The 21,245-nt window shown below is 74.7% G+C and carries 19 protein-coding genes; 7 read left to right on the top strand and 12 right to left on the bottom strand.

Annotated elements, in window-relative coordinates; all coding sequences use genetic code 11:
- Nucleotides 1-7: 7 nt before the first annotated feature.
- Both ACZ2G1_RS02340 and ACZ2G1_RS02335 read right to left on the bottom strand, forming a co-directional pair.
- Complete coding sequence (locus ACZ2G1_RS02340) at nucleotides 8-793, bottom strand: cytochrome c oxidase assembly protein (RefSeq protein ID WP_115162642.1); 786 nt, start codon at nucleotides 791-793, stop codon at nucleotides 8-10.
- The gene (locus tag ACZ2G1_RS02335; RefSeq protein ID WP_115162641.1) at nucleotides 790-1,248 is read right to left on the bottom strand and encodes a DUF2243 domain-containing protein; all 459 of its coding nucleotides are present in this window, start codon (nucleotides 1,246-1,248) and stop codon (nucleotides 790-792) included. The genes ACZ2G1_RS02340 and ACZ2G1_RS02335 overlap by 4 nt, the downstream gene beginning before the upstream one ends.
- 139 nt (nucleotides 1,249-1,387) lie before the next feature.
- Between ACZ2G1_RS02335 and pepN the strand changes: the two genes are divergently transcribed.
- The gene (pepN, locus tag ACZ2G1_RS02330; protein ID WP_035923946.1) at nucleotides 1,388-4,012 is read left to right on the top strand and encodes an aminopeptidase N; all 2,625 of its coding nucleotides are present in this window, start codon (nucleotides 1,388-1,390) and stop codon (nucleotides 4,010-4,012) included.
- 112 nt (nucleotides 4,013-4,124) lie between these two features.
- Here pepN and ACZ2G1_RS02325 read toward each other — a convergent pair whose 3' ends face one another.
- Together ACZ2G1_RS02325 and ACZ2G1_RS02320 are read right to left on the bottom strand one after the other, a co-directional pair.
- Nucleotides 4,125-4,328 (bottom strand): hypothetical protein, encoded by a 204-nt coding sequence (locus ACZ2G1_RS02325; RefSeq protein ID WP_017834330.1) that lies wholly within the window; start codon nucleotides 4,326-4,328, stop codon nucleotides 4,125-4,127.
- Between the two features lie 66 nt (nucleotides 4,329-4,394).
- Nucleotides 4,395-5,819, bottom strand: coding sequence for a hypothetical protein (locus ACZ2G1_RS02320; protein WP_136341423.1), 1,425 nt, complete (start codon nucleotides 5,817-5,819; stop codon nucleotides 4,395-4,397).
- A 191-nt stretch (nucleotides 5,820-6,010) separates the two neighbouring features.
- Here ACZ2G1_RS02320 and ACZ2G1_RS02315 point away from each other — a divergent pair, with 191 nt between their 5' ends.
- The 3 genes from ACZ2G1_RS02315 (at nucleotide 6,011) to ACZ2G1_RS02305 (ending at nucleotide 9,743) form a co-directional block, all read left to right on the top strand.
- On the top strand, nucleotides 6,011-7,168 hold the full coding sequence (locus ACZ2G1_RS02315) for a hypothetical protein (protein ID WP_017834332.1): 1,158 nt from the start codon (nucleotides 6,011-6,013) through the stop codon (nucleotides 7,166-7,168).
- Nucleotides 7,165-8,847 carry an ABC1 kinase family protein gene (locus ACZ2G1_RS02310; RefSeq protein ID WP_017834333.1) on the top strand — a complete coding sequence of 561 codons (1,683 nt, stop codon included), beginning with the start codon at nucleotides 7,165-7,167 and terminating at the stop codon, nucleotides 8,845-8,847. Before ACZ2G1_RS02315 ends, ACZ2G1_RS02310 begins: the two co-directional genes overlap by 4 nt.
- A 188-nt stretch (nucleotides 8,848-9,035) precedes the next feature.
- Nucleotides 9,036-9,743: an AfsR/SARP family transcriptional regulator gene (locus ACZ2G1_RS02305; protein WP_470377422.1), complete on the top strand. Its 708-nt coding sequence runs from the start codon at nucleotides 9,036-9,038 to the stop codon at nucleotides 9,741-9,743.
- Between the two features lie 46 nt (nucleotides 9,744-9,789).
- Here ACZ2G1_RS02305 and ACZ2G1_RS02300 read toward each other — a convergent pair whose 3' ends face one another.
- Nucleotides 9,790-11,184 (bottom strand): aldehyde dehydrogenase family protein, encoded by a 1,395-nt coding sequence (locus ACZ2G1_RS02300; RefSeq protein ID WP_035923949.1) that lies wholly within the window; start codon nucleotides 11,182-11,184, stop codon nucleotides 9,790-9,792.
- A 221-nt stretch (nucleotides 11,185-11,405) separates the two neighbouring features.
- Between ACZ2G1_RS02300 and ACZ2G1_RS02295 the strand changes: the two genes are divergently transcribed.
- The 3 genes from ACZ2G1_RS02295 (at nucleotide 11,406) to ACZ2G1_RS02285 (ending at nucleotide 13,997) form a co-directional block, all read left to right on the top strand.
- Nucleotides 11,406-12,107: an SDR family oxidoreductase gene (locus ACZ2G1_RS02295; RefSeq protein ID WP_470377421.1), complete on the top strand. Its 702-nt coding sequence runs from the start codon at nucleotides 11,406-11,408 to the stop codon at nucleotides 12,105-12,107.
- A 181-nt stretch (nucleotides 12,108-12,288) separates the two neighbouring features.
- Nucleotides 12,289-12,963 carry a hypothetical protein gene (locus ACZ2G1_RS02290; RefSeq protein WP_115162635.1) on the top strand — a complete coding sequence of 225 codons (675 nt, stop codon included), beginning with the start codon at nucleotides 12,289-12,291 and terminating at the stop codon, nucleotides 12,961-12,963.
- A 143-nt stretch (nucleotides 12,964-13,106) separates the two neighbouring features.
- A complete protein-coding gene (locus ACZ2G1_RS02285) occupies nucleotides 13,107-13,997 on the top strand; it encodes an oxygenase MpaB family protein (protein WP_272026894.1) in 891 nt (296 codons plus the stop codon).
- Nucleotides 13,998-14,010: 13 nt separating this feature from the next.
- On the opposite strand, the gene ACZ2G1_RS02280 is transcribed toward ACZ2G1_RS02285, so the two are convergent.
- The 7 genes from ACZ2G1_RS02280 to ACZ2G1_RS02250 form a co-directional block, all read right to left on the bottom strand.
- On the bottom strand, nucleotides 14,011-15,783 hold the full coding sequence (locus ACZ2G1_RS02280; RefSeq protein ID WP_426119280.1) for a glycosyltransferase family 4 protein: 1,773 nt from the start codon (nucleotides 15,781-15,783) through the stop codon (nucleotides 14,011-14,013).
- A gap of 101 nt (nucleotides 15,784-15,884) precedes the next feature.
- Nucleotides 15,885-16,937, bottom strand: a complete 1,053-nt coding sequence (locus ACZ2G1_RS02275) for an LCP family protein (protein ID WP_144836095.1) — start codon at nucleotides 16,935-16,937, stop codon at nucleotides 15,885-15,887.
- Nucleotides 16,938-17,079: 142 nt separating this feature from the next.
- Complete coding sequence (locus ACZ2G1_RS02270; RefSeq protein WP_095651509.1) at nucleotides 17,080-18,144, bottom strand: lipoate--protein ligase family protein; 1,065 nt, start codon at nucleotides 18,142-18,144, stop codon at nucleotides 17,080-17,082.
- Between the two features lie 133 nt (nucleotides 18,145-18,277).
- Nucleotides 18,278-18,538, bottom strand: a complete 261-nt coding sequence (locus ACZ2G1_RS02265; protein WP_017834341.1) for a type B 50S ribosomal protein L31 — start codon at nucleotides 18,536-18,538, stop codon at nucleotides 18,278-18,280.
- 226 nt (nucleotides 18,539-18,764) lie between these two features.
- Nucleotides 18,765-19,319: an AMIN-like domain-containing (lipo)protein gene (locus ACZ2G1_RS02260; protein WP_167508885.1), complete on the bottom strand. Its 555-nt coding sequence runs from the start codon at nucleotides 19,317-19,319 to the stop codon at nucleotides 18,765-18,767.
- A gap of 127 nt (nucleotides 19,320-19,446) precedes the next feature.
- Nucleotides 19,447-20,250, bottom strand: coding sequence for a TrmH family RNA methyltransferase (locus ACZ2G1_RS02255; RefSeq protein ID WP_470377707.1), 804 nt, complete (start codon nucleotides 20,248-20,250; stop codon nucleotides 19,447-19,449).
- A 119-nt stretch (nucleotides 20,251-20,369) separates the two neighbouring features.
- On the bottom strand, nucleotides 20,370-21,239 hold the full coding sequence (locus ACZ2G1_RS02250) for a sulfite exporter TauE/SafE family protein (protein ID WP_051063812.1): 870 nt from the start codon (nucleotides 21,237-21,239) through the stop codon (nucleotides 20,370-20,372).
- Nucleotides 21,240-21,245 lie beyond the last annotated feature (6 nt).

Genomic DNA, 21,245 nt, shown 5'->3' with positions numbered 1-21,245 from the left:
CCGGTTCTCAGGAGACGGGCCGGGCCGCCCCGGCGCGGGGCCGCCCGGCGGCGTACCACTGGGCGAAGAGCACCACCATCAGGGCGACGTCCACCACGTCCCCGCCGTAGTACATGAGCTGCGCCCCCGCGCTGGCGTCGGCCGCCCCCACCCCCTCCGGAGGGTGCCCGTACAGGTGCTTGGCGAGCGCCGAGTGGGCCGCCACGAAGCCGACCAGCACCGCCGCCCGCACCCGGAAGGACCCCCGGTGCGGGTCCGGGTCCACCCCGACCACGGCGGCGGTGAAGACGCAGCCCGCGAGGAGGACGTGGAGGTGCACCGCCGCGTGCACGGCCACGGAGGCGTGCATCAGGCCGTGGAGCCCGGTGGTGTAGAGCAGCCACAGGCCGCCCGCGTTGAGCGTCCCGGCCACCACCGGACGGGTCAGCGCCCGGACGGGCGGCGTGCGCAGGAGACGGGACAGGGCGCGGGCCCGGGCCACGGGCAGCGCGCGCAGCGCCAGGGTCACCGGGGCGGCGAGCACCAGCAGCAGCGGGGCGGCCATCCCCAGCAGTAGGTGCCCGGCCATGTGGGCGGTGAAGCCGGCGCGGGCGGCCTCGGCCAGGGGGCCGACCAGCGCCGTGCCGGCGCAGAGCAGCCCCGCGCACCACAGCACCGTGCGGTGCGCCGGCCACGGGCCGCGGTGCCGTGCCGCCCACAGCCCCGCGACCCAGCCGGCCGCGCCCAGGACGAGCAGGGCGAGCACCGTCGCGTCGAAGAGGGCCCAGCCGGTGGTCCCGTGGTCGTGCGTCACCGGCGGGGGCGGGCGGTCCGGTGCGGGCGGGTCCGGCGCAGGAGCACGAGTCCCGCGGCGAGCGCGAGCACGGCCGTGCCGATCCAGGCGGCGTCGTAGACCAGCAGGTCCACGTCGTAGCGGATCTGGTGGATCCGGAGGACCTTGTGCAGGACCACGCCGTCGAGGAGCTGGAACGCGCCGAGGCCCGCGAGCAGCCCCCCGGTCCAGCGGCCCCAGGACATGGCGCCGCGGCGGCGGATGTCGGCCAGCAGGAACAGGGAGCCCACGGTGACGAACCAGCCGACGGCGTGGAAGATTCCGTCCGAGGCGAGGGCGACACCGGTGGTGGAGAGGTCGTAGAAGTGGTGCCAGTGCAGGAGCAGGTGGAAGACGGCGAGGTCCACCACGGAGGCGGCGGTGCCCGCCCCCAGCAGCGCGCCGGCGAGCACCGTGCGGCGGTCCTGGTCGGCCATGGTGTCCTCCTGGTGCGGGCGGGCGGGGTTGCGGCCCAGCCTACGGCCGCCCGGGGCCCGGCCGTCCAGACCCGGATTGTCCGCGGCCCGGCACGGCAGGGCCCGGCGGGCGGACCGGCCCGGGTGGTTCAATGGCACGGTGCGCAACGACAACCTGACCCGCCGCGAGACCGCCGACCGTTCCGAGCTCGTCGCCGTGGAGAGCTACGACGTCCTGCTGGACCTGTCCACCGCGCCGGACCCGGAGGCGGACTCGTTCCGGTCCGTGACCACGGTGCGCTTCGCCGCGGAGGAGGGCGCCCAGACGTTCCTGGACTTCATCGGCCGCTCCGTGGAGTCGGTGACGGTCAACGGCCGGGAGCTGGACCCGGACGACGTCGTGGAGGGCGCCCGGATCCGGCTGCCGTCCCTCGAGGCGGCCAACGAGGTCACGGTGGCCGGGCGGGGGCTGTACTCCCGCTCCGGGGAGGGGATGCACCGGTTCGTGGACCCGGCCGACGGCCGGGTCTACCTGTACACCCAGTACGAGCCGGCGGACGCCCGCCGGGTCTTCGCGAACTTCGAGCAGCCGGACCTCAAGGCGTCCTTCCGGTTCACGGTCCTGGCCCCGGACGGCTGGCAGGTCTCCTCCAACGGGGTGCGCATGGCGGCGTCCCCCGCTCCGGAGGCCGAGCGGCCCGGGGCGGTGCGCCACGAGTTCGCCCCTACGGAGCGGATCTCCACGTACATCACCACGGTGCTGGCGGGCCCGTACCACCGGGTGGCGGGCGAGTGGCGGCACTCCTTCGAGGACGGCAGCCGCATGTCCGTGCCGCTGGCCCTGTACTGCCGCGCCTCGCTGGCCGAGCACCTCGACGCGGCCACCGGCGCCCGCGAGCTGTTCGACCTCACCCGGCAGGGACTGACGTTCTTCACCGAGCTGTTCGGCTACCCGTACCCGTTCGGGAAGTACGAGCAGGCGTTCGTGCCCGAGTACAACCTGGGTGCCATGGAGAACCCCGGGCTGGTGACCTTCACCGAGGAGTACCTGTTCCCGGACGGGGCCACCCGCGCCCAGTACCAGGGGCGGGCGAACACCCTCATGCACGAGATGTCCCACATGTGGTTCGGGGACCTCGTCACCATGACGTGGTGGGATGACCTGTGGCTCAAGGAGTCCTTCGCCGAGTTCATGGGGGCGCACGCGTCGGTGCAGGCCACGGATTTCGAGGAGGCGTGGATCGCGTTCGCGGACCGCCGGAAGGCCTGGGCCTACCGGCAGGACCAGCTGCCCACCACGCACCCGGTGGTCGCCGACATCCACGACCTCGAGGCCGCCCGGCAGAACTTCGACGGCATCACCTACGCCAAGGGCGCCGCGGTGCTCAAGCAGCTCGTGGCGTTCGTGGGCTACGGCGCGTTCGTCGACGCGTGCCGCGCCTACTTCCGCCGCCACGCCTACGGGTCCACCACCCTGGAGGACTTCCTGGCCGTGCTCGAGGAGGCCTCCGGGCGGGACGTGCGCGGCTGGGCGGAGTCCTGGCTGGGCACCTCCGGCGTCACCTCGCTGGCCCTGGACCTCGCCCGGGACGACGACGGCACCGTCACCTTCGCGGCGCTGCTCCAGGACCCCGGCGCCGGGGTGCTGCGCCCGCACCGGCTGCTGCTCGGCGGCTACGAGCGCGGTCCCGGGGACGTCCTGGTGCGCACCGGCACGGTCAGCGTGGACCTGCCCGCCGAGTCCTCCGTGGAGGTCCCCGAGCTCGTGGGCTCGACCGCGCCGCTGCTGGTGGTCAACGACGAGGACCTCACCTACGCCAAGACCCGCCTGGACCCGCTCTCGCTCACCACGGCCCTGAGCTCCCTGTCCTCCGTGGAGGACGACATGGCCCGCGCCCAGCTGTGGTCGGGGCTGTGGAACGCCACCCGGGACGCCGAGCTCGACCCCGGGGACTGGGTGGGCGCCGTCCTGGACCACGGCTTCGCCGAGCCGCAGACCGGAATGTTCTCCACCGCCGTGGACCACGCCGTGGAGGCCGTCGAGCGCTTCACCCCGACCGCCCGGCGGGCCCGGCTTCGGGGCCGGCTGCTCGACGCCGCCGTCCGGGAGCTGCGCCGGGCGGATCCGGGCAGCGACCGGCAGCTGGCCCTCGCCCGGCTCACCGCCCGCACGGCCCGGCGCGACGGCAGCCACGCCGGATGGTTGCGCGACCTCCTGGGCGGGCGGGACGCGCTGCCCGGGCTGCGGCTGGGCTCGGACCTGCGCTGGGCGCTGTGGACGGCGCTCGCGGCCACCGGCCACGGCGAGGACCCCGTCCTGGACGCCGCCCTGGAACGGGAGCGCGCCGCCGACCGGACCCGCACCGGGCAGGTCGGCTGGGCCCGGGCCCGCGCCGCCCGCCCGCTCCCCCGGGCCAAGGCGGAGGCCTGGGACGCGATCACCGGTGACGAGCTGTCCAACGACCTGCTGAGCGCCACGGTCGCCGGCTTCCAGCTGGGCCCGGCGGAGCTGGTGGAGCCGTACCGGGAGCGGTACTTCGCCATGCTGGAGGAGGTGTGGGCGCGCCGGTCCATCGGGATGGCCACCCGCATCGTGCAGGGGCTCTACCCCGCCGGCGCCGATCTCGAGCCGGGGCACGACCCCGAGCACCACCCGGTGCTCGCCCGCACGGAGCTGTGGCTGAGCAACCACGCCGGGGCGCCCGCCGCCCTGCGCCGGATCCTGGTCGAGGAGCGGGACCACCTGCTGCGGGCGCTGCGGGCGCAGGCGGCGGCGCGCCCCTGACCCCCGCACGCCGAGGCCGGCCCCGGGTCCTCCGGGCAACAGCAGTCCCCCCGGTGCGCACCGGGGGGACTGCGACGGTCCGGGGGACCCGGCGGTTCCGGGCGGCGCGGGCTCAGGTGGCGGGGCGCCCCGAGCGGCGCAGCACGCGGTCGACGGCGCGCTGGGCGTCCTCGTTGGACTTGAAGACCCGCCGGTCGAGGCTCTGGCCGAGCGACATCGACGAGTTGCCCAGCTGCAGCAGGTTCACCTTGGAGTCGTTGCGGTGCTCGCGGCGCGGCTGGGGCGCCTGCGGACCGGTCCGGGCGTCATAGGCCATGGTGGATCCTTTCCGTGACACCTCCAGTGTAGGAGGCCGCCGCCCCACTGAACAGAGCGCCGCCGGTCATCGGCCGTGCCGCCGCGCCCGGGACGTGAACCAGCCCCGGTCCACGGACCGCCGCACCCACCAGGTGCGCGCCACGAGCACGAGGGACAGCACGTGCAGCAGCACGAGCACCGACCAGTACGCCGCGGCCGCCACCGGGGTGAAGGGGACGGAGGCCGCGCCGGCGAGCATCAGCATGACCAGCGCCTCCAGGTTCAGCGCGTAGCGCAGGGGGCGCATCACGCGCACGGAGATGTCGTGCTCGGGCTGCCGGTTGATCCAGGACAGCAGCACCGCCACCACGGACATCACGATCGAGGCCGCCGCGGAGGGCACCTGCCAGCCCGGCCCCAGGACGTGCTCCCGCACGGTGGCGACGAGCCCCACGAGCAGCAGGACCGCGGTGATGAGGCTGACCGCCACGGAGGCGAACGCCGTGATCCCCTGCCGGGCCGGCAGGATCACCATCTCGCAGAAGGCGTCGTCGAACCGGGACGTGGGCCGCAGCGCCAGGTGGCCGCGCACCGCCCCGGGCCACCGCCGCACGGCGCGGTCCTCGGCGAGCACCCGGTCCACCGCCCGGTGCGAGCCGCCCGGCCCGCCGGGGCGCCCGCCCTCGTGCGAGAGGACCGTGAACTCGTGCAGCCGGACCTCCGGGGGCACCGTCAGCTCCAGGTGGAAGCTGCGGCAGGACGCGAGGTCGTGCAGGCCGACCCGGCCCACCCAGGGCATCCAGCAGTGCCGCAGCCGGTCCCGGGCGCGCGGTCTCCGGCCGGCGGCGTACTGCTCGTCCATCGAGTACTTGAGCACGAGCCGGCGCCCCGCGAACTCGGCGGGCAGCGCGAAGGTCAGCAGGAAGCCGCGGGCCAGCTGGTCGGCCACGGTGGTGAACAGGGCGAGGTCGGCCTCCCAGTGCTCGGCGTCCTCCGCCGGCAGCCGCCCCCGGTCGACGAGCTCCTGGACGACGGCGCGCAGGTGCTCGCAGTAGGCCCAGAACCCGTCGAGGGCGTCCTCCACGAGCAGCTCGGGGGCGTGCACGATCGCCGGGACGTGGTCGTCCGCCAGGACGGCCGCCTCGGCCAGCGGCAGCTGCTCCGGGATCAGTCCGCGCAGCAGCAGCTCGGCGAGCGCCCCGTTGTCCTCGGTGCTGAGGACCGGGACGGGGTCGCCCTGGCAGACGGCGTCGAAGTTGCGCAGGGGCTGCTTGGCCTGGATGGTCACGGGCACCAGCAGCCGGCCGGCGCCGTCGGCCGGCCACGGGGCGCGCACGGCGAGGTCGACGTCGAGGGAGACCTTCCGGCGGGTGACCCCGTCGGGGCTCATCAGCACGGACTCCACGCGCCGGTGGATCCAGTCGCCGGGGCTGAGGAAGAGCGTGCGCAGCACGTCGACGTCCACCGCCGGGCGGTCCGGCTCGGGCGGGAGGTCCTGGCCCTGGGGCATCCGCGCGCCTCCTTCGGGGGTCCCGGTCCGGCTCTCGTCCCGGGGCGTCACCGGGGCCCGCCCGGTGTCCTGATCGGCCATCATTGCACCAGTCAGCGCGGACACCGTACGGGCCCGGCGGTGGACCGGGCGTCACGGGAATCGTGAGAAGCTATTGACGACTTGATGCCCCAGCTCCATCGAGGGAGACCATGACCGACTACGCGCTCAACGACCGCGGCTCTCTGGAGATCGTCACGGAGAACTTCTACGACACCGAGATCATGCGGGTGTTCGGCGGTCTGTCCTTCGGCAAGCTGCGCACCTGGACGGGCAACGCGGCGCTGGTCCCGGAGCCGGACAACCCCTTCGACCCCCACACCGTCTCGGTGCGGATCGGGCCCAACAAGATCGGCCACCTCGCCCAGCAGGACGCGCAGCGGTACTGGCCCTACCTCGCGCGGGTCATCGCGTCCGGCTACACGCCGGTGGCGCCGCTGAAGCTGGAGGCCACGGTCCTGCGCCAGGACGGGCAGGCGGAGGTCGACGCCGCGGCGCGGCTGTCGATCGCGGCCCCGGACCTGCTGTTCCCGCTCAACACGCCCCCGGCGCAGGCCGCGGTGCTGCCGCAGGGCCCGTCGATCAAGGTCCTGGACGAGCAGGAGTTCGCCGAGTACCTGCACAGCGTCATCCCCCCGTCCGGGGAGGGCCGCGTGATGCTGACCCTGGAGACGAACAAGGTCCGCAACCACCACGGGCAGACCCTGGACATCGTCGACGTGCTCTACGAGCGCCGCCAGGTGGGCCGGCTCTCCACCCAGATGTCCCAGCAGTTCATCCCGATCATCGACCACGCCTTCCAGCAGGAGAAGCTCACCGCGGTGTGGGGCACCATCCGCGGCTCGGCCTTCGAGGTCTCGATGACCCTCCAGGCCGCGCGTCCGGAGGACATCCCCGCGGAGTGGTTCGAGCAGCTGCCCAACGACGTCCCCGAGCTCCTGCCGCCCGGCGGCAGCTTCCCCGTCCCGGACGCCTACGTCCCGGCCGAGGCCGACCGCTCGCGCAACGCGAAGAAGTGGCGCAAGGGCCTGGCCGTCTCCGCGGCGGGGTCCGGGGGCGCGGAGCGCGCCGGGCACGACGACGACGTGTCCGCTCAGCGCTCGTCCGCCGGCCCGGGGACCGGCGTGCTCGGCCGGGTGCACGTGGCCGTGTGGACGCTGCTGGCCATGACCGTGCTGCTGGGCGGGGTGGGCGTGGTCTTCCTCGGCATCGAACCGCTGGTGAGCGCGCTGTGCTTCATCGTGGCCGTCGCGACCGGCTTCATGTCCTTCTACCTCGCCCGGATGAGCACCGGAGCGGCCCGCCGATGATCAGCCGCCGGGAACGCTTCCTCCAGATCCTCGAGGTCCTCTCGAAGCACGGCTTCGGCTTCGCCCTCGGCGGGATCAAGGAGGAGTGGCGCGCACCGCTGGCCCGGGTCCGGCTCATCGACCCCGACAAGCTCTACAGCCAGCCGGTCCACCTGCGGCAGGCCCTCGAGGAGCTCGGTCCCACGTTCGTGAAGCTCGGCCAGGTGGTCTCGACCCGGCCGGACCTGCTGCCGCCGCGGTACGTGCAGGAGCTGACCCGGCTGCAGGACAGCACGCCCCCGGTGCCGCCGGAGCGGATCCGGGCGATGATCGAGTCGGAGCCCGACTCCGCCGCCGAGGAGATCCTCGCCGAGATCGACCCCGTGCCGCTCGCCACGGGCTCGATCGGCCAGGCGCACGCGGCCGTCTACAAGGGGGTGGACGTCGTCGTGAAGGTGCGCCGCCCCGGCGTCGTCGAGGAGGTCAACCGCGACCTCGAGATCCTCGCGGAGCTGGCCAAGCTGCTGTCCACCTACTGGCCGGCGGTGCAGCACTTCGACCTCGTGGGTCTGGCGGACGAGTTCGCCCAGTCCCTGCGGGACGAGCTGGACTACCTCACGGAGGCCCGCAACGCCCAGCGGATGGCCGAGAACTTCAGGGGCGACCCCCGGGTGCACGTCCCGGAGATCTTCTGGGAGGCCTCGACCTCCCGGATCCTCACGATGGAGCGGATCCGCGGGATCAAGATCAACGACTACCCCGCCCTCGAGGCCGCCGGGCTCGACCGGCACCTGCTGGCCGTGGACTCGACCGAGGCCATCTGCCGGATGATCTTCGAGCACGGCTTCTTCCACGCGGACCCGCACCCCGGGAACCTCTTCGTGGAGACCGGCGGGCGGATCGGGATCATCGACTTCGGGATGATGGGCACCCTCACCGACGAGTTCCGGGACCACCTGGTGACCCTGATGCTCGGCGTGGTGCAGGAGAACCCGCGGCGGGTCGCCGCGGGGCTGCTGGGGCTGACCTCGCAGGAGCTGGACGTCAACAAGAAGGACCTCGAGCGGGACGTGGCGATCCTGCTGCGCCGCTACGCGAACAAGCCCCTGCACGAGGTGCGGGTGGGCCACCTGATGGGCGACCTCATCGGGATGCTGCGCCGCTACCGGATGCACCTGCCGCGCGAGTCCGCCCTGTTCCTGCGGATGCTCGTCACGGCGGAGTCCGTGGGCACCGGCCTGGACCCGGAGTTCGACCTCGTCTCGGTCCTCGCCCCGTACGCCCAGCGGTTCGTGCTGCACCGGCTCTCCCCCGAGATCCTGGCCAAGCGGGTGCGCGACATCCTGCAGGACGCGGTGCAGATGGGCGTGGAGGCCCCCGAGTACCTCCGGCGGCTCATCGTGGTGCTGGAGCGCGGCGGCTTCGACGTCCACCTGCGCGCCGACGAGTTCGAGCCGCTGCTCAAGCGCGGCGAGAAGATCGGCCACCAGGTGGTGGCCGGCGCGGTGATCGCCGCGTCCATCAACGGCATGGCCCACATCCTGGCGTCCGACCCGGAACGGTGGCGGAAGTTCCACACCCCCCTGATCGCCGGCGGCGCGACCACCGTGGGCACGCTCACCGGCTATCTCGTGCTCTCCACCAACGTGCCCAAGGTCCGGCGCCTGGCCAACACCATCCGGGTCCGCCGCCGCTTCTGAGCCCCGGCGGGGCGGCCGGCCCGGCCTCCGCCCCGGACCCCCGCCGCGCGGGGACCCGGCAGGGACCCGGCACGGACGCACTCGCGGCGGGGCACGACATCCCGTTGACTTCCCCCATCCCGCGGCAGAGCATGGCGGTGGAACCCGGGCGCGGACGTTGTGCCTGGTCAGCCGGGGGGAGCGGGATCATGGGCGAGCGGAGGCCGATCACGCTGCACCTGCTGGGGAGCTGGGACCTCGCCGTGCAGGGCGCCCCGGTGCACACCGGGGCGCGGCAGCAGCGGCTCCTGGCGGCGCTGGCGGTCCACGGCCCCCGGTCCCGGCACTACCTCGCCGGCCTGCTGTGGCCGGAGTGCCCGGAGGACCACGCGCTCGGCAGTCTGCGCGCGGCCGTCTTCACCCTGTCCCGGCGCGTGCCGGGGGCCCTCGCGGGCCGCGGCGGCGACCTCGCGCTCTCCGGGGCGGTGGACGTGGACCTGCACCGTCTGCTCGAGCTGGTCGTGCGCCCCGTGGCGTCCTGGTCCGCCGAGCGGGACGACGCCTGGGTGCTGGACCGGCCCCGGGTGGCGCTGCTGCCGGGCTGGTACGACGACTGGGTGGTCGAGGAGCAGGCCCGGCTGCAGGAGCTCTACGTCAACGCCGTGGAGGAGCGGGCCGAGCTCTGCCTCCTCCGCGGCGAGGTCCACCACGCCCTCGCGCTGGCCCGGACGGTCCGAGACGCCGCTCCCCTGCGCGAGAGCGCCGTGCGCCTGCTGCTCCGCGCCCACCTCGCTCTCGGCAACGAGGCCGAGGCCCGGCGGGCGTTCCAGGAGTACCGCTCGGCCCTCGCGGCGGAGCTGGGCGAGCAGCCCTCGGACCGGGTCCGGGGGCTGCTCGAGCCCCGGCGCCGGCGGTGAGGACCCGGGTTCCGCGGCCCGGGCCCACGGGGGCCGCGGCCAGTGCTCAGCCGGCCTCGGGCGGCATCTCCAGGTGCACGACCTTCACCTGGGTCATCTCGTCGAGGAGCTCGGGGCCGTAGCCGAAGCCCGCGCCGGACGCCCGCCGCGGCTGCGCCGCACCGCCCGGGGCGCCGCCGAAGACGTTGTTGACCTTGAGCGTGCCCACGGGCAGCTCGGCCACGGCGCGCTGGGCGTGGGCGATCCGGCCGGTGAGCACGGTGGCGGCCAGCCCGTAGCGGTCGGCGGCGGCCAGCCGGAGCCCCTCGTCGAAGCTGTCGACGACCTGGACCGGCGCCACGGGCCCGAACGTCTCCTCGGTCATCACGGCCATCGCGGGGGTGCACCCGCGCAGCACGGTGGCCGGGTAGAACGCGCCGGGGCCCTCCGGGACCTGGGCGCCCTCGAGCACGACCGCCCCCTGGGCGACGCTCTCGGCGACCTGGCGGTGGACCTCCTCGCGCAGCCGCTCGTCGACCAGCGGCGCGAGCGTGCCGTCGGTGTTGCGCCGGCGCGCCTCCTCGGCGAGCGCCTCGAGGAACGGCTCGGCGACGCCGCGGTGGACGTAGATCCGCTCGACCGCCACGCAGATCTGGCCCGAGTTCGCGAACGCGCCGAGGGCGGCCTGCCCGGCGGCCCAGACGGGGTCGACGTCGTCGTCGACCACCAGGGCGTCGTTGCCGCCGTTCTCCCGGACCACGTGGGCGCCGGTGCCGACCGCCGCGCGGGCGATGGCCTCCCCCGTGGCGGTGGAGCCGACGTGGGCGAGGACGTCGACGCCGGGCAGCGCCGTGAGCAGCTGCCCCACGGCGGCGCCTCCGGTGACGGTGCCGAGCACGCCGGCCGGCAGGACCCCGGCGAGGATCTCCCCGAGGCGGGCTCCGAGGTGGGGGCACCGTTCGCTCGGCTTGTGCACCACGGTGTTGCCGGTGACGATCGCCGCGCCCAGCAGGCCCGCGGCCACGGCCACGGGGTCGTTCCACGGGGTGAGGGCGACGACGACGCCGCGCGGCTCCGCGACCGTGTAGTCGGCCGCGAGCACGCTGCCGCGCAGGCTGTGGCCCCGGTGCACCGGGCCGAGCTCGGCGTACTGGTGGAGTGTGCCGACCCCTGCCATGACCCCGCCCAGGGACTCCTCGACGGGCTTGCCGGTCTCGCGGGCGTTGAGCGCGGCGAGCTCCTGGGCGTGGGCGGCCAGACGGTCGGCGGCCGCGCGCAGGGCCTTACCGCGCTCCTCGGGGGCGGTCCGGGCCCAGTCCCGGGCGGCGGCGCGGGCGGTCTCGACCGCGGCCCGCACCTCCTCCTCCGTGGCGGCGGCCAGGGTGCCGACCGTGGACCCGTCCCGCGGATCCTGCACGGTCAGCTCGGTCGTCGGGGCGGTGGCGGGTGCTGCGGTGGTCATGGAACTCCTTCTCCGTGCGGGCGGGCGTCCTCCGGCCGTGCGGGTGCGGACACCCCGGGGGCCGTCCTGATGAGCATACTGATGAACGGCTCGGGAGCGGCTACGGTAGCAGGGCCAGGCCGCCGCACCCGCGGCGCCTGCCCCCTGTTCCGACGAGGAGCAGCACGCCCGCCCGCGGCACCGGCCGTGGGCGCGGCCGTGTCCAGCAGAGAGGAAGTTGCATGAGTCTCCAGCCCACCAATCCCGGCCGGGTGCTGATCACCGGCGGTGCCTCCGGGCTCGGCGCCGCCGTGGCGGAGGCGGTCCGCGACAACGGCGGCACCCCCATCGTCCTGGACCGGGACATCAGCACGCTCACCGGCGTCACCGCCTACGAGGTCGACGTGGCGGACACCGCCGCGGTGACCGAGGCGGTGCGCCGGGCCGTGACGGACGCCGGCGGTCTGGACGCGGTCGTCACCGCGGCCGGCATCGACCGCTGCGGCCGGCTCGAGGACGTGGCGAGCACCGAGTGGGAGAAGGTCGTGCAGGTCAACCTGTTCGGCACCGTGTCCACGGTGCGTGCGGCGCTGCCCGCCCTGCGGGAGTCCCGGGGGCGGGTCGTCACCGTGGCCTCCACCCTGGCGCTGAAGGGCGTCTCGGACGCGACGGCGTACTGCGCCTCCAAGTTCGGGGTGCTGGGCTTCACCCAGGCCCTCGCCGCGGAGCTCAAGGGCGAGGTCGGCGTCACCCAGCTCATCCCGGGCGGCATGAAGACGCACTTCTTCGACGACCGGGACGAGCAGTACAAGCCGCAGGACGACTCCCAGCTCAACGATCCGGAGAACGTCGCCAACGCCGTCCTGTTCGCCCTCGGCCAGCCCCGCGGGTGCGAGATCCGCGAGCTGTTCGTCGCCCACGCCGAGGAGGGCTCCTGGCCCTGATCGGCCCTGCGCACGGAGGGACGGCCGGACCGGACCGCGGAAACGCCTCCGGCCCGGCCGTCGCCGCTGGTGAGAGCACGGTTGTCCCCACAACGGGCGACGAGTCGGGCGCGGGCAGATCATGACTGCGCATCTAGACTGATGACCTCTCCCCGACCGCACAGGAAGGCCTGACGTCAGCGTGGACTCCCCCCTCGACACCACGGTGGCACGCGTCCCGATCACGGTGCGCTGCCTCGACGAGCACGGCCGGCCCGTGCGCCTCTCGGCGCGCACGCTCGGCCGCGGCTCCACCGACCTGCAGGACCTGCTGCGCCGGGCCTACGCCGCCGTCCGGGAGGACTGCCCCGCCGAGACCGTCACCGTCTCCTTCCTGGAGGACTGCCGGGGCAGGCTGCAGCTGGAGTACCTGGTGGTGGACCGCACCCGTCCGAGCCGCTGGCGGCGGAACCGCGAGCGGGGCCGCGCGGAGGACGTCCGGACGGCGCTGACGGAGGCGACCATCGTCGTGACCCTCGCGGTCGAGGCCGTCGGGGCGGTCGCCGCCGCGTCCACGGCCCGGTGGTCCGAGGGCGACACGCCCGACTTCGCAGACCTGGTCCTCGACGGTGCGCGCACCGTCCGGCTGCCCGGCGCCGTGCGCGCCCTGCTCGGCGACGACGCGGTGCTGGAGCTGCTGCGGGGCACCATGGCGATGTTCCTGGACGACGACGTCGAGCAGCTGGTCATCGGCAAGGACCCCGAGCTGCCGGGCCGCTACCAGGAGACGGTGGTCACCCGCTCCCCCGCCCTCGTGCGCTTCCTCCGGGGCGGGCCCCTGGCAGGACTGGTCCCCGGGGGCTCCGAAGGGCCCTGAGCTCCCGGCCCTGCCCGGTGCGGCCCCGCCCCGGTGGCGGATCCGGGCGCGGTCCTGCGCGGCGCGCCGCCGCGGATGTCGGAGGCGGCGGCCATGATGGGCCCGACCGGTCACCGGGACGGAAGGGGCTCGACGTGGGACTGATGGCGCCGCTGCAGGACAGGCTGCGCACGACCTTCGCCGGACAGGCGGACCGGGTGCCGGAGTGGGAGCTGGCGCTGGCCGACGGCCAGGACGCCGGGCACTTCCGGCCCGGTTCGGCGGTGTGGGCCGTGCACGGGTCGATGGCGACCATCCCCGCGGGCGTGCGCGCCCTGCTCACCCAGGCCCTGCACCCGGGGGCGCTGGCCGGCGTCGTCGAGCACTCGGACTACCGGAGCGACCCCCTGGGGCGCCTCGCCGGGACCATCCGGTGGATCTTCACCGTCACCTACGGGGACACCACCGCCGCGCACCGGGCCTCGGCGCACGTCCGCCGGATCCACGACGGCGTGCGCGGCACCTACACCGGGGCCGACGGCGTGCGGCGCCCGTACTGCGCGAACGACCCCGAGCTCGCCGAGTGGGTCCACCTGGCGTTCACGGACGCGTTCCTGCGCTCCCACCAGCGGTGGGGCGGGCCGATCCCGGGCGGGCCGGACGCCTACGTGCGGGAGTGGGCCGTGGCGGGCCGGCTGATGGGCGTGGAGCGGCCGCCGCGCTCCGAGGCCGAGCTGGACGAGCGCCTCCGGTCCTTCGGCCCCCGCCTCGCCGGAGGCCCGCGGGTGGACGACGTCGTGGCGTTCCTGCGCCGCCCTCCCCTGGACCCCGTGCTGCTGCCGGGCTACCGGGCCCTGTTCGCCGCCGTCGTGGACTCGCTGCCCGGGGACCGGCTGGACCTGCTCGGTCTCGAGCGTCCGCGGCTGGGCCCCGTGCCGCTGCCCACGCGCAGCGCCGCCGGGCTCACCCTGGCGGTGGTCGGCCGCGCCCTCGGGGAGACGGGGCCGAGCGAGGCGGCCGCGCGCCGCCGCCTCGCGCGCCTCGGCCTGCTCTGAGGGCGCACCGCGCTCAGGCCGAGGCCTCCTCCTCGGTCCCGGCGCGCCCGGTGACGTGGTCGTAGGCCTCCGCGGCCGCCGCGGCCACGCCGTGCCACGTCCGTCCCGGCAGGACCCGGCGCCGGCCCTCGCCGCCGAGGCAGCGGCGCACGGCGGGGCACTCGAGCATCATCCGCAGGACCGTGGCGAGGGTCTCGGGCTCCTCCGGCGGGGTGAGCATCCCGGTGATGCCGTCGGCCACGGTCTCGGCGAGCACCGGCAGCCGCGAGGCGACCACGGGGGTCCCGGTGGCCAGGGCCTCGACGGACTCGGTCGGGGCCGCGGCCCGGGTGACCGGGCGGTCCTTGCGGGCGACCACGAACACGTCGAACGCCTGGTGGTACTGCACGACCTGCTCGTCCGGGACCCGCCCCGTGAAGCGGACCCGGTCGCCCAGGCCGAGCTCCGCGGCCAGGCGCTCGAGCTCCCGCCGCGCCGGGCCCGCGCCCACGACCACCACGAGCAGCTCCGGCACGTCGGCGCGCACGAGGGCCGCGGCGCGCAGGAGGTCGTCGAGGCCCTCGTGCTCCACCAGGTCCGCGACCGCGCCCACCACCCGGGCCGTCTCCGGCAGCCCGAGCACCCGGCGCGCCTCCCGCAGGGGACGGGGATCCGCCAGGTAGGGGCCGTCCACGGCGGGGGGCGCCACGCGGACCGGGACCGGGCCGGCCGGCAGGGCCCGCGTCAGCGCCCGCACCCGCTCGCCCATCGCACGGCTCGTGGTCACCACGTCGGCCGCGGCGGCCAGGACCTCGGCCTCCCGGGCGCAGTCGAGCCGGTGGCGCTCGCTCGTGACGGCCTCGGCGGGACGGGAGGCCGCCCACCGGTCGGCCGGCAGCTCGCGCACCTCGTACACCCACGGGATGCCCAGGGCCTCGGCCACCGCGCGGGTCACGAGGCCGTTGCCGGGACGGCTCGTCGTGTGCAGCACGGCGGGCCGGGCGCGCAGGGCCAGTTCGAGCAGGGCCTGCGCCTCCTGCTGCAGTCGTGCCGTGGGCAGCAGCGCGCTGCGGGCGGGCAGGATCCAGTGGTAGGAGACGCCGTCGAGCACCTCGGGCGCCGGCCCGTGCGACCGGCCGTCGGCGGGCACGGGACCGGGGCGGGTCACCGCGGTCACGGTCCAGCCCTGGGCCACGGTCGCGGACAGCAGGGAGTGGTGGCGCGGCGCGCGGCGGCCCAGGGCGCGCGGCGGGGCCTCGGCCAGCACGTGCAGCACGGAGGCGGCCTCCGGCCGGTAGCCGACCACCGGGGTGAGCGCGGGACGCCAGCCGGAGAGCAGCCGCAGGTCGTCCTCGTAGTGGAGCAGCCGGCGGCGCTCCCCCGGCGTGGCTCGCCCGGCGGCCACGGCGCGCCGGAGCTCGACCACGGCCTCCGAGATCCGGCCGACGTAACGGTGGCGGCGGGCCCGCGTGCCGGCGAGGTCGCTGGTGCCGGGCGGCACCAGCGCGAGGAACCGGTCCGCCTCGGCCACGCGGCCCGCGGACAGGGCGGCCTCGGCGAGGCGCCGGGCCGCGCCCGGCGCGGGACGCCGGCGGCGGGCCCGGCCGAGCCGGTGCTCGAGCTGCCGCTCCGCGCGCGGGTCCGGGCCCAGGGCGCGGACCACGGCGGCCCCGGCCTCGGGCCAGGGACTGCGCAGCAGGGCGCGGGCGGCGGGTCGCGCCGCGGCGGCGGGGAGAAGCCGGGCCGCGGGCAGCCAGAAGGCCTCGGGCTCGTCGTCCGGACTGAAGGGGCGGGGAGTGTGCGGCATGGCCTTCTCGCGGGGGGTCAAGAGGGGCCGTCCCGGTCGATCACGGGGCGTGCTGCGGGCGGGGGAAGATGTTTCTCGCCGGGTCGGGGGCCGGTGGGGAACTACTGATCGTCAGGGTTCAGCGTAGCAAGATATGGGCCCAGATCGTCCGCCGCGACGGCCGTGCCGATGCCCGCCATCGCCTCGAGGTCGGGCAGGACCACGGACTGCCCGTCCGGGGACACGCCGAGGCCCTGATCGGGGGCCGTGGTCATCCGCAGGTCCCCGGCGGAGAGACCGGCCAGGTCGGGGGCGAGCCCGGCGATCCACGCCGCGTCGAGCCCCTCGCTCACCGTCAGGTAGGGCGAGAAGTCGCTGACCACGGTGTGCAGCCGGACCGGGTTGAGCAGCGTCTGCGGGCCGAGCAGCCGCTCGAGAGCGGACTGGACGTAGTTGCGCTGGTTCTCCACCCGCTGGAAGTCCCCGTCCTCGAAGGCCTTGCGCTCCCGGACGAACTCGAGCGCCCGTTCCCCGTCCATGTGCTCGGGGCCCTGCTCGAAGGTCATGCCCTCGTTGGACACGAAGTCCTGGGGCACGTCGACGGTCACGCCGCCGAGGGCGTCGGTGAGGGCCTGGAAGCCGGCGAAGTCCACCTCGGCGACCTGGTCGATCCGGGTGCCGAAGAGGTCCTCGACCGTCCCGACCATCAGCGGGACGCCGCCGAGATCGAGGGCGGCGTTGATCTTCGCCTCCCCCACCCCGGGGATCGGAACCCACGTGTCCCGCAGCACGGAGATGACATAGGCCTCGCCGCCGTCCTCGGGGAGGTGCACCAGCATGATGGTGTCCGCCCGCACCCCCTCGACGCCCACGTCCGCCCGCCCGCCGGGCTGGCTGTCGGCGCCAAGCAGCAGCACGGTGGTGCCCCGGTCCTGGGCGGAGCCCGCGGCGGGGCGCCCGCTCTCGGCGGGGAACGCGTCGTCCACGACCTGCTTGCGGGCGTCGAAGGTCCGTCCCAGGTTCCAGACGAACGCGGCGGCCACCAGGGCGACGACCAGCACGAGACCCAGGAGCACCAGCAGCACGCGCCGGACCGGGCGGCGGCGCGGGGCGGCCGCCGCGCGCTCGGCACCACGGTCGGCGTCGCGGGCGGATTCGCGGTCGTGGACGGTCATCAGAGGCTCCCCGTTCGGTGGGTCGGGCGGACGCCGGTCGCGGCACCTGCCCCGGTCGGTGCGCCCATGCTAGGCCGCCGCTGCTCGGAGGTCGCCCGGAGGTCGCTGGGAGAGCCGGGGGCGGAGAAGGGCCACGGGCGGGTCAGGGCACCCGGGCGATCCACTCCGAGGTGGCGAACTTGGTGCGCACGAGCTCGCGGGCGGCGGCGATCTCGGCGTCCCGGACGGTGCCCTCCGCGGCGCCGTAGCGGCCCGCGAAGACCTCCACGAGCTTGCCCACGACGTCGGCGCGGGCCATGCCGGTCTGCCGGCGCAGCGGGTCCACGCGCTTCTTCGCCGAGCGGTGCCCCTTGTCGGAGAGCTTCTCCTTGCCGATCCGCAGGACCTCGGTCATCTTCTGCGCGTCGATGTCGTAGCTCATGGTCACGTGGTGGACCATCCCGCCGCCCGCGAAGCGCTTCTGCGCCGCTCCGCCGATCTTGCCGTGCTCGGTGGCGATGTCGTTGAGCGGGACGTAGAACGCCTCCAGGCCCATCTCCTGGAACGCCTGCATGACCCACTGGTCGAGGAACGGGTAGGACTCCGAGAAGCTGAGCCCGTCCACGAGCGTCTGCGGCAGGTACAGCGAGTAGGTGATGCAGTTGCCCGCCTCCATGAACATGGCCCCGCCCCCGGAGACGCGGCGCACCACGGAGACGCCGTGCCGCCGGGCGCCCTCGGCGTCCACCTCGTTGCGCAGGGACTGGAAGGACCCGATCACCACGGACGGCTCCTCCCAGTCCCACAGGCGCAGGGCGGGCGGGCGCCGGCCCGCGCCCACCTCGCGGGCGAGGACCTCGTCGAGCGCGAGGTTCTCCAGGGTGGGGCGGACGGTGGGCGGGATGACCTCCCACGCGTGGTCGTCCCACGTCGTGGCGTGGGCCAGGGCCCGGCGGACCGCGGTGGCGATCGCCTGCGGGGAGAAGCCGAACAGCACGACGTCGGGCGCGAGGGCCGCCTCGACCGCCGCGACGATCTCCTGCGGGGAGGCCTGCTCGCTGAGCCCGGTGAGCGCCGCGTTGATGTCCTCGAGGGCCTCGTCGGGCTCGAGGAAGAAGTCGCCGTTCACGGAGACGTCGGCCAGCCGCCCGTCGACCACGTCCAGGTCCGCGACCACGAGCTTGCCGCCCAGCACCTTGTACTCCCCGTGCCGTCGCTCCTGCGCCATCCGTGTCCTTCCCTCGTCCGTGCCGGTGGTCCCGGGTCAGCCTACGCCGGGGACCGCGGGCACGGCGCAGGCCCGGACCGGTGCGGTCCGGGCCTGCGGGCGATCGTGCGGGGCCCCGCGAGCGGGACGGAGATCAGCTGCTGGACTTGCCGAAGTTCTTGAAGCGGGCGTTGAAGCGCTCCACGCGGCCGGCGGAGTCCATGATGCGCTGCTTGCCGGTGTAGAACGGGTGGGACTCCGAGGAGATCTCGACCTCGATGATCGGGTACTCGTTGCCGTCCTCCCACGTCTCGGTCTTCTTCGAGGTGGCGGTGGAACGGGTCAGGATCGTCTTGCCGGAGGCCAGGTCGCGGAAGAGGACCGGGTGGTAGTCCGGGTGGATGTCAGTCTTCATGGGGTTCAAACCTTTGTCGTCGGTGCCTGGATTTTGCCAGCCACGGTTTCGCTCGGTGGGCGGTGCGCCGTCGTCGTCCGTCCGCGCGGTCCGGGAAGGGCGGGGGCATCGGGCACCAGCGGTCCAGCGTACCGGATCGCCGGTGGAAATTCACCCGCCGTCCCGCGGCGCGGGGGGGCCCGGTGCTTGCCGTTCCCCCCCGCGCCGCTGCCCCGGCCGCGGCGCCTCACCACCGGTGGGCGACGTCCACGACGAGCCGCGACCCCCGGCCCGGCCCGTCGAGGACGAACACCCGGAACGGCAGCCGCGCGCGCACGCCGAGGCCGACCGATGTCCGGGCCTCGTAGCTGCCGCCCCACGCGACCTGGCGGAACGTGCGGTAGCCGGCGACGTCCACGAGCTCCCGCCGGTCGTCGAACTCGTAGGTGGGCCTGCCCCTGCCGTCGTAGGCGGGGGCGTTGGCCGTGATCACCAGGTCGGTCCCCCGCAGGGGGATGGGGTCGCCGGAGCCGATGCCCGTGAACCGGGCGTAGCGCACGTCGTAGCCCCGCAGCCTGCCGTCGAGGTCGATCACCATCCGGTCGAAGCAGCGGTGCTGCCCCGCCCGGACGTCCGTGACGTGGGGGTAGCGGGGCGTGGTCGCCTCACCGCTGCGGGCCTTGGCCCCCGATCCCCACGTGATGCCGCAGTACGGGGCCGCGGCGTTCGCGCTGCCGGGGACGATGAGCCCCAGCCCCATGGCCAGCACGAGTGCCGCCAGCCATGAGATGACTTTCTTCATGATGCACCTTCTCCAAGACCCCTCGGGCCCCGGTGGGCTCGAGCGGGTGCTCCCATGATCCGCCTTTTCGAATGCTAAGTCTCCAGGTGAGGGTGAACTGGGTCAGCAATCGTTATGGGGCGGGGCGTCAGCGGCAGGGCCGGGTCTCCCAGAAGGCCACGGCCGAGGCGGCGGCGACGTTGAGGGAGTCCACGCCGTGGGACATCGGGATCCGCACGGTGAGGTCCGCGTGGTGGACGGCGGCGGCGCTCAGCCCGTCCCCCTCGGTGCCGAGGACCAGGGCCAGGCGCTCGTCGCGGCGCGCCGACAGCTCCTGGAGGGTGATCGAGTCGTCGCTCAGGGCGAGCGCCGCAGTGGTGAAGCCCGCGTCCTTGATCCGCTGCAGGTCGGCCGTCCAGTGCTGCAGCCGGGTCCACGGGACCTGGAACACGGTGCCCATGGAGACCCGGATGGAGCGCCGGTACAGGGGATCGGCGCAGCGCGGGGTGACGAGCACGGCGTCGACGTCCAGCGCGGCGGCCGAACGGAAGATCGCCCCCACGTTGGTGTGGTCGACGATGTCCTCGAGGACCGCCACCCGGTGCGACGACGCCAGGAGCCGCTCCAGCTCCACCGGCTCCGGGCGCTGCATGGCCGCGATCGCCCCGCGGTGCAGGTGGAAGCCGGTGATCTGCTCGAGCACCTCGTCCGGGCCGACGTACAGGGGCACGTCCGGGTGCTCGGCGAGGACGTCCGCGAGGTCCTCCAGCCACTTCTCCGCCATGAAGAAGGACCGAGGGGTGTGCCCGGCCGCGAGCGCCCGGCGGAGCACCTTGGAGGACTCGGCGACGTACATGCCGCGCTCGGGCTCGAGCTTGCGCCGCAGCCGGACGTCGGTCAGGCGGGCGTAGTCGGCCACCCGGGGGTCGTCGGCGCTGTCGAGGCGGATCATCTGGGGGAGGTCGGTCACGGGGGTCTCTTCGGGGTCGGGGTTCGAGGCGGGCGGGGTCGGGGCCGCGGAGGGGGTCCGCCCCGAATGGTAGCCGGAGCCCGTCCGGGGCCCGGCCGGTCTCAGAGCAGCTGGGACACGAGGCTCACGAGGGCCACGACGCCGAGCACCACGATCACGGTGCGCAGCAGGACCGGGGAGAGCCGGCGGCCGATCTTGGCCCCCGCCCAGGCGCCCACCGTGGAGCTGAGGGCGATGAGCAGCACCACCCACCAGTTGATCCGGTCGAACGCGAAGAGGATGTAGGACACGGCGGCGACGATGTTCACCGCCGCCACCAGCACCACCTTGACGGCGTTGGCGGCCTGCAGCGAGGCGAGCAGGAAGACGCCCAGGATGCCGAGCAGCAGCACGCCCTGGGCGGCCACGAAGTACCCGCCGTAGATCCCGGCCAGGAACACCAGGACGTACAGGGACGCGGGCTGCGGGGCCCGGTCCGGGTCGAGGGTGCGGGGGGTCTCCCCCCGGGCCCGGGCCGCCGCGGCGGCGGCCTCGGCCTGCTCGTCCTTGCGCCGGCGCACCAGAGCCTGGAGCCGCGGCTGGAAGACCACGAACAGGAGGGCGACGACGATCAGCCCCGGCGCGGCGTAGCCGAAGACCTCCTCGGGCAGGTGCAGCAGCAGCCACGCGCCGATCACCCCGCCGAGCGCGGAGCAGGGGATGAGCTTGAGCAGGGTCCGTTCCACGCCCGCGAGCTCGTGGCGGTAGTTCCAGGCGCCGGTGAGGTTGCCGGCGATCAGGCCCATCGCGTTGGACATGGACGCGGTCACGGGCGGGACGCCCATGGTCACGAGCACGGGGAAGGTGACGAGGGTGCCCGAGCCGACGATGGTGTTGATCAGTCCGGCGGCGACGCCGGCGAGCAGGATGAGGGCGGCCTGCCACCACTCGAACGGGAAGTCCGCGGCGAGGGCTGCGAGCGTGTCGGGCACCACGTC

The sequence above is a fragment of the Kocuria sp. KKT182 genome, assembly GCF_055635395.1.
Note: the sequence above shows the minus strand (reverse complement) of the source record. Positions and strands in the feature narration are given on the sequence as shown.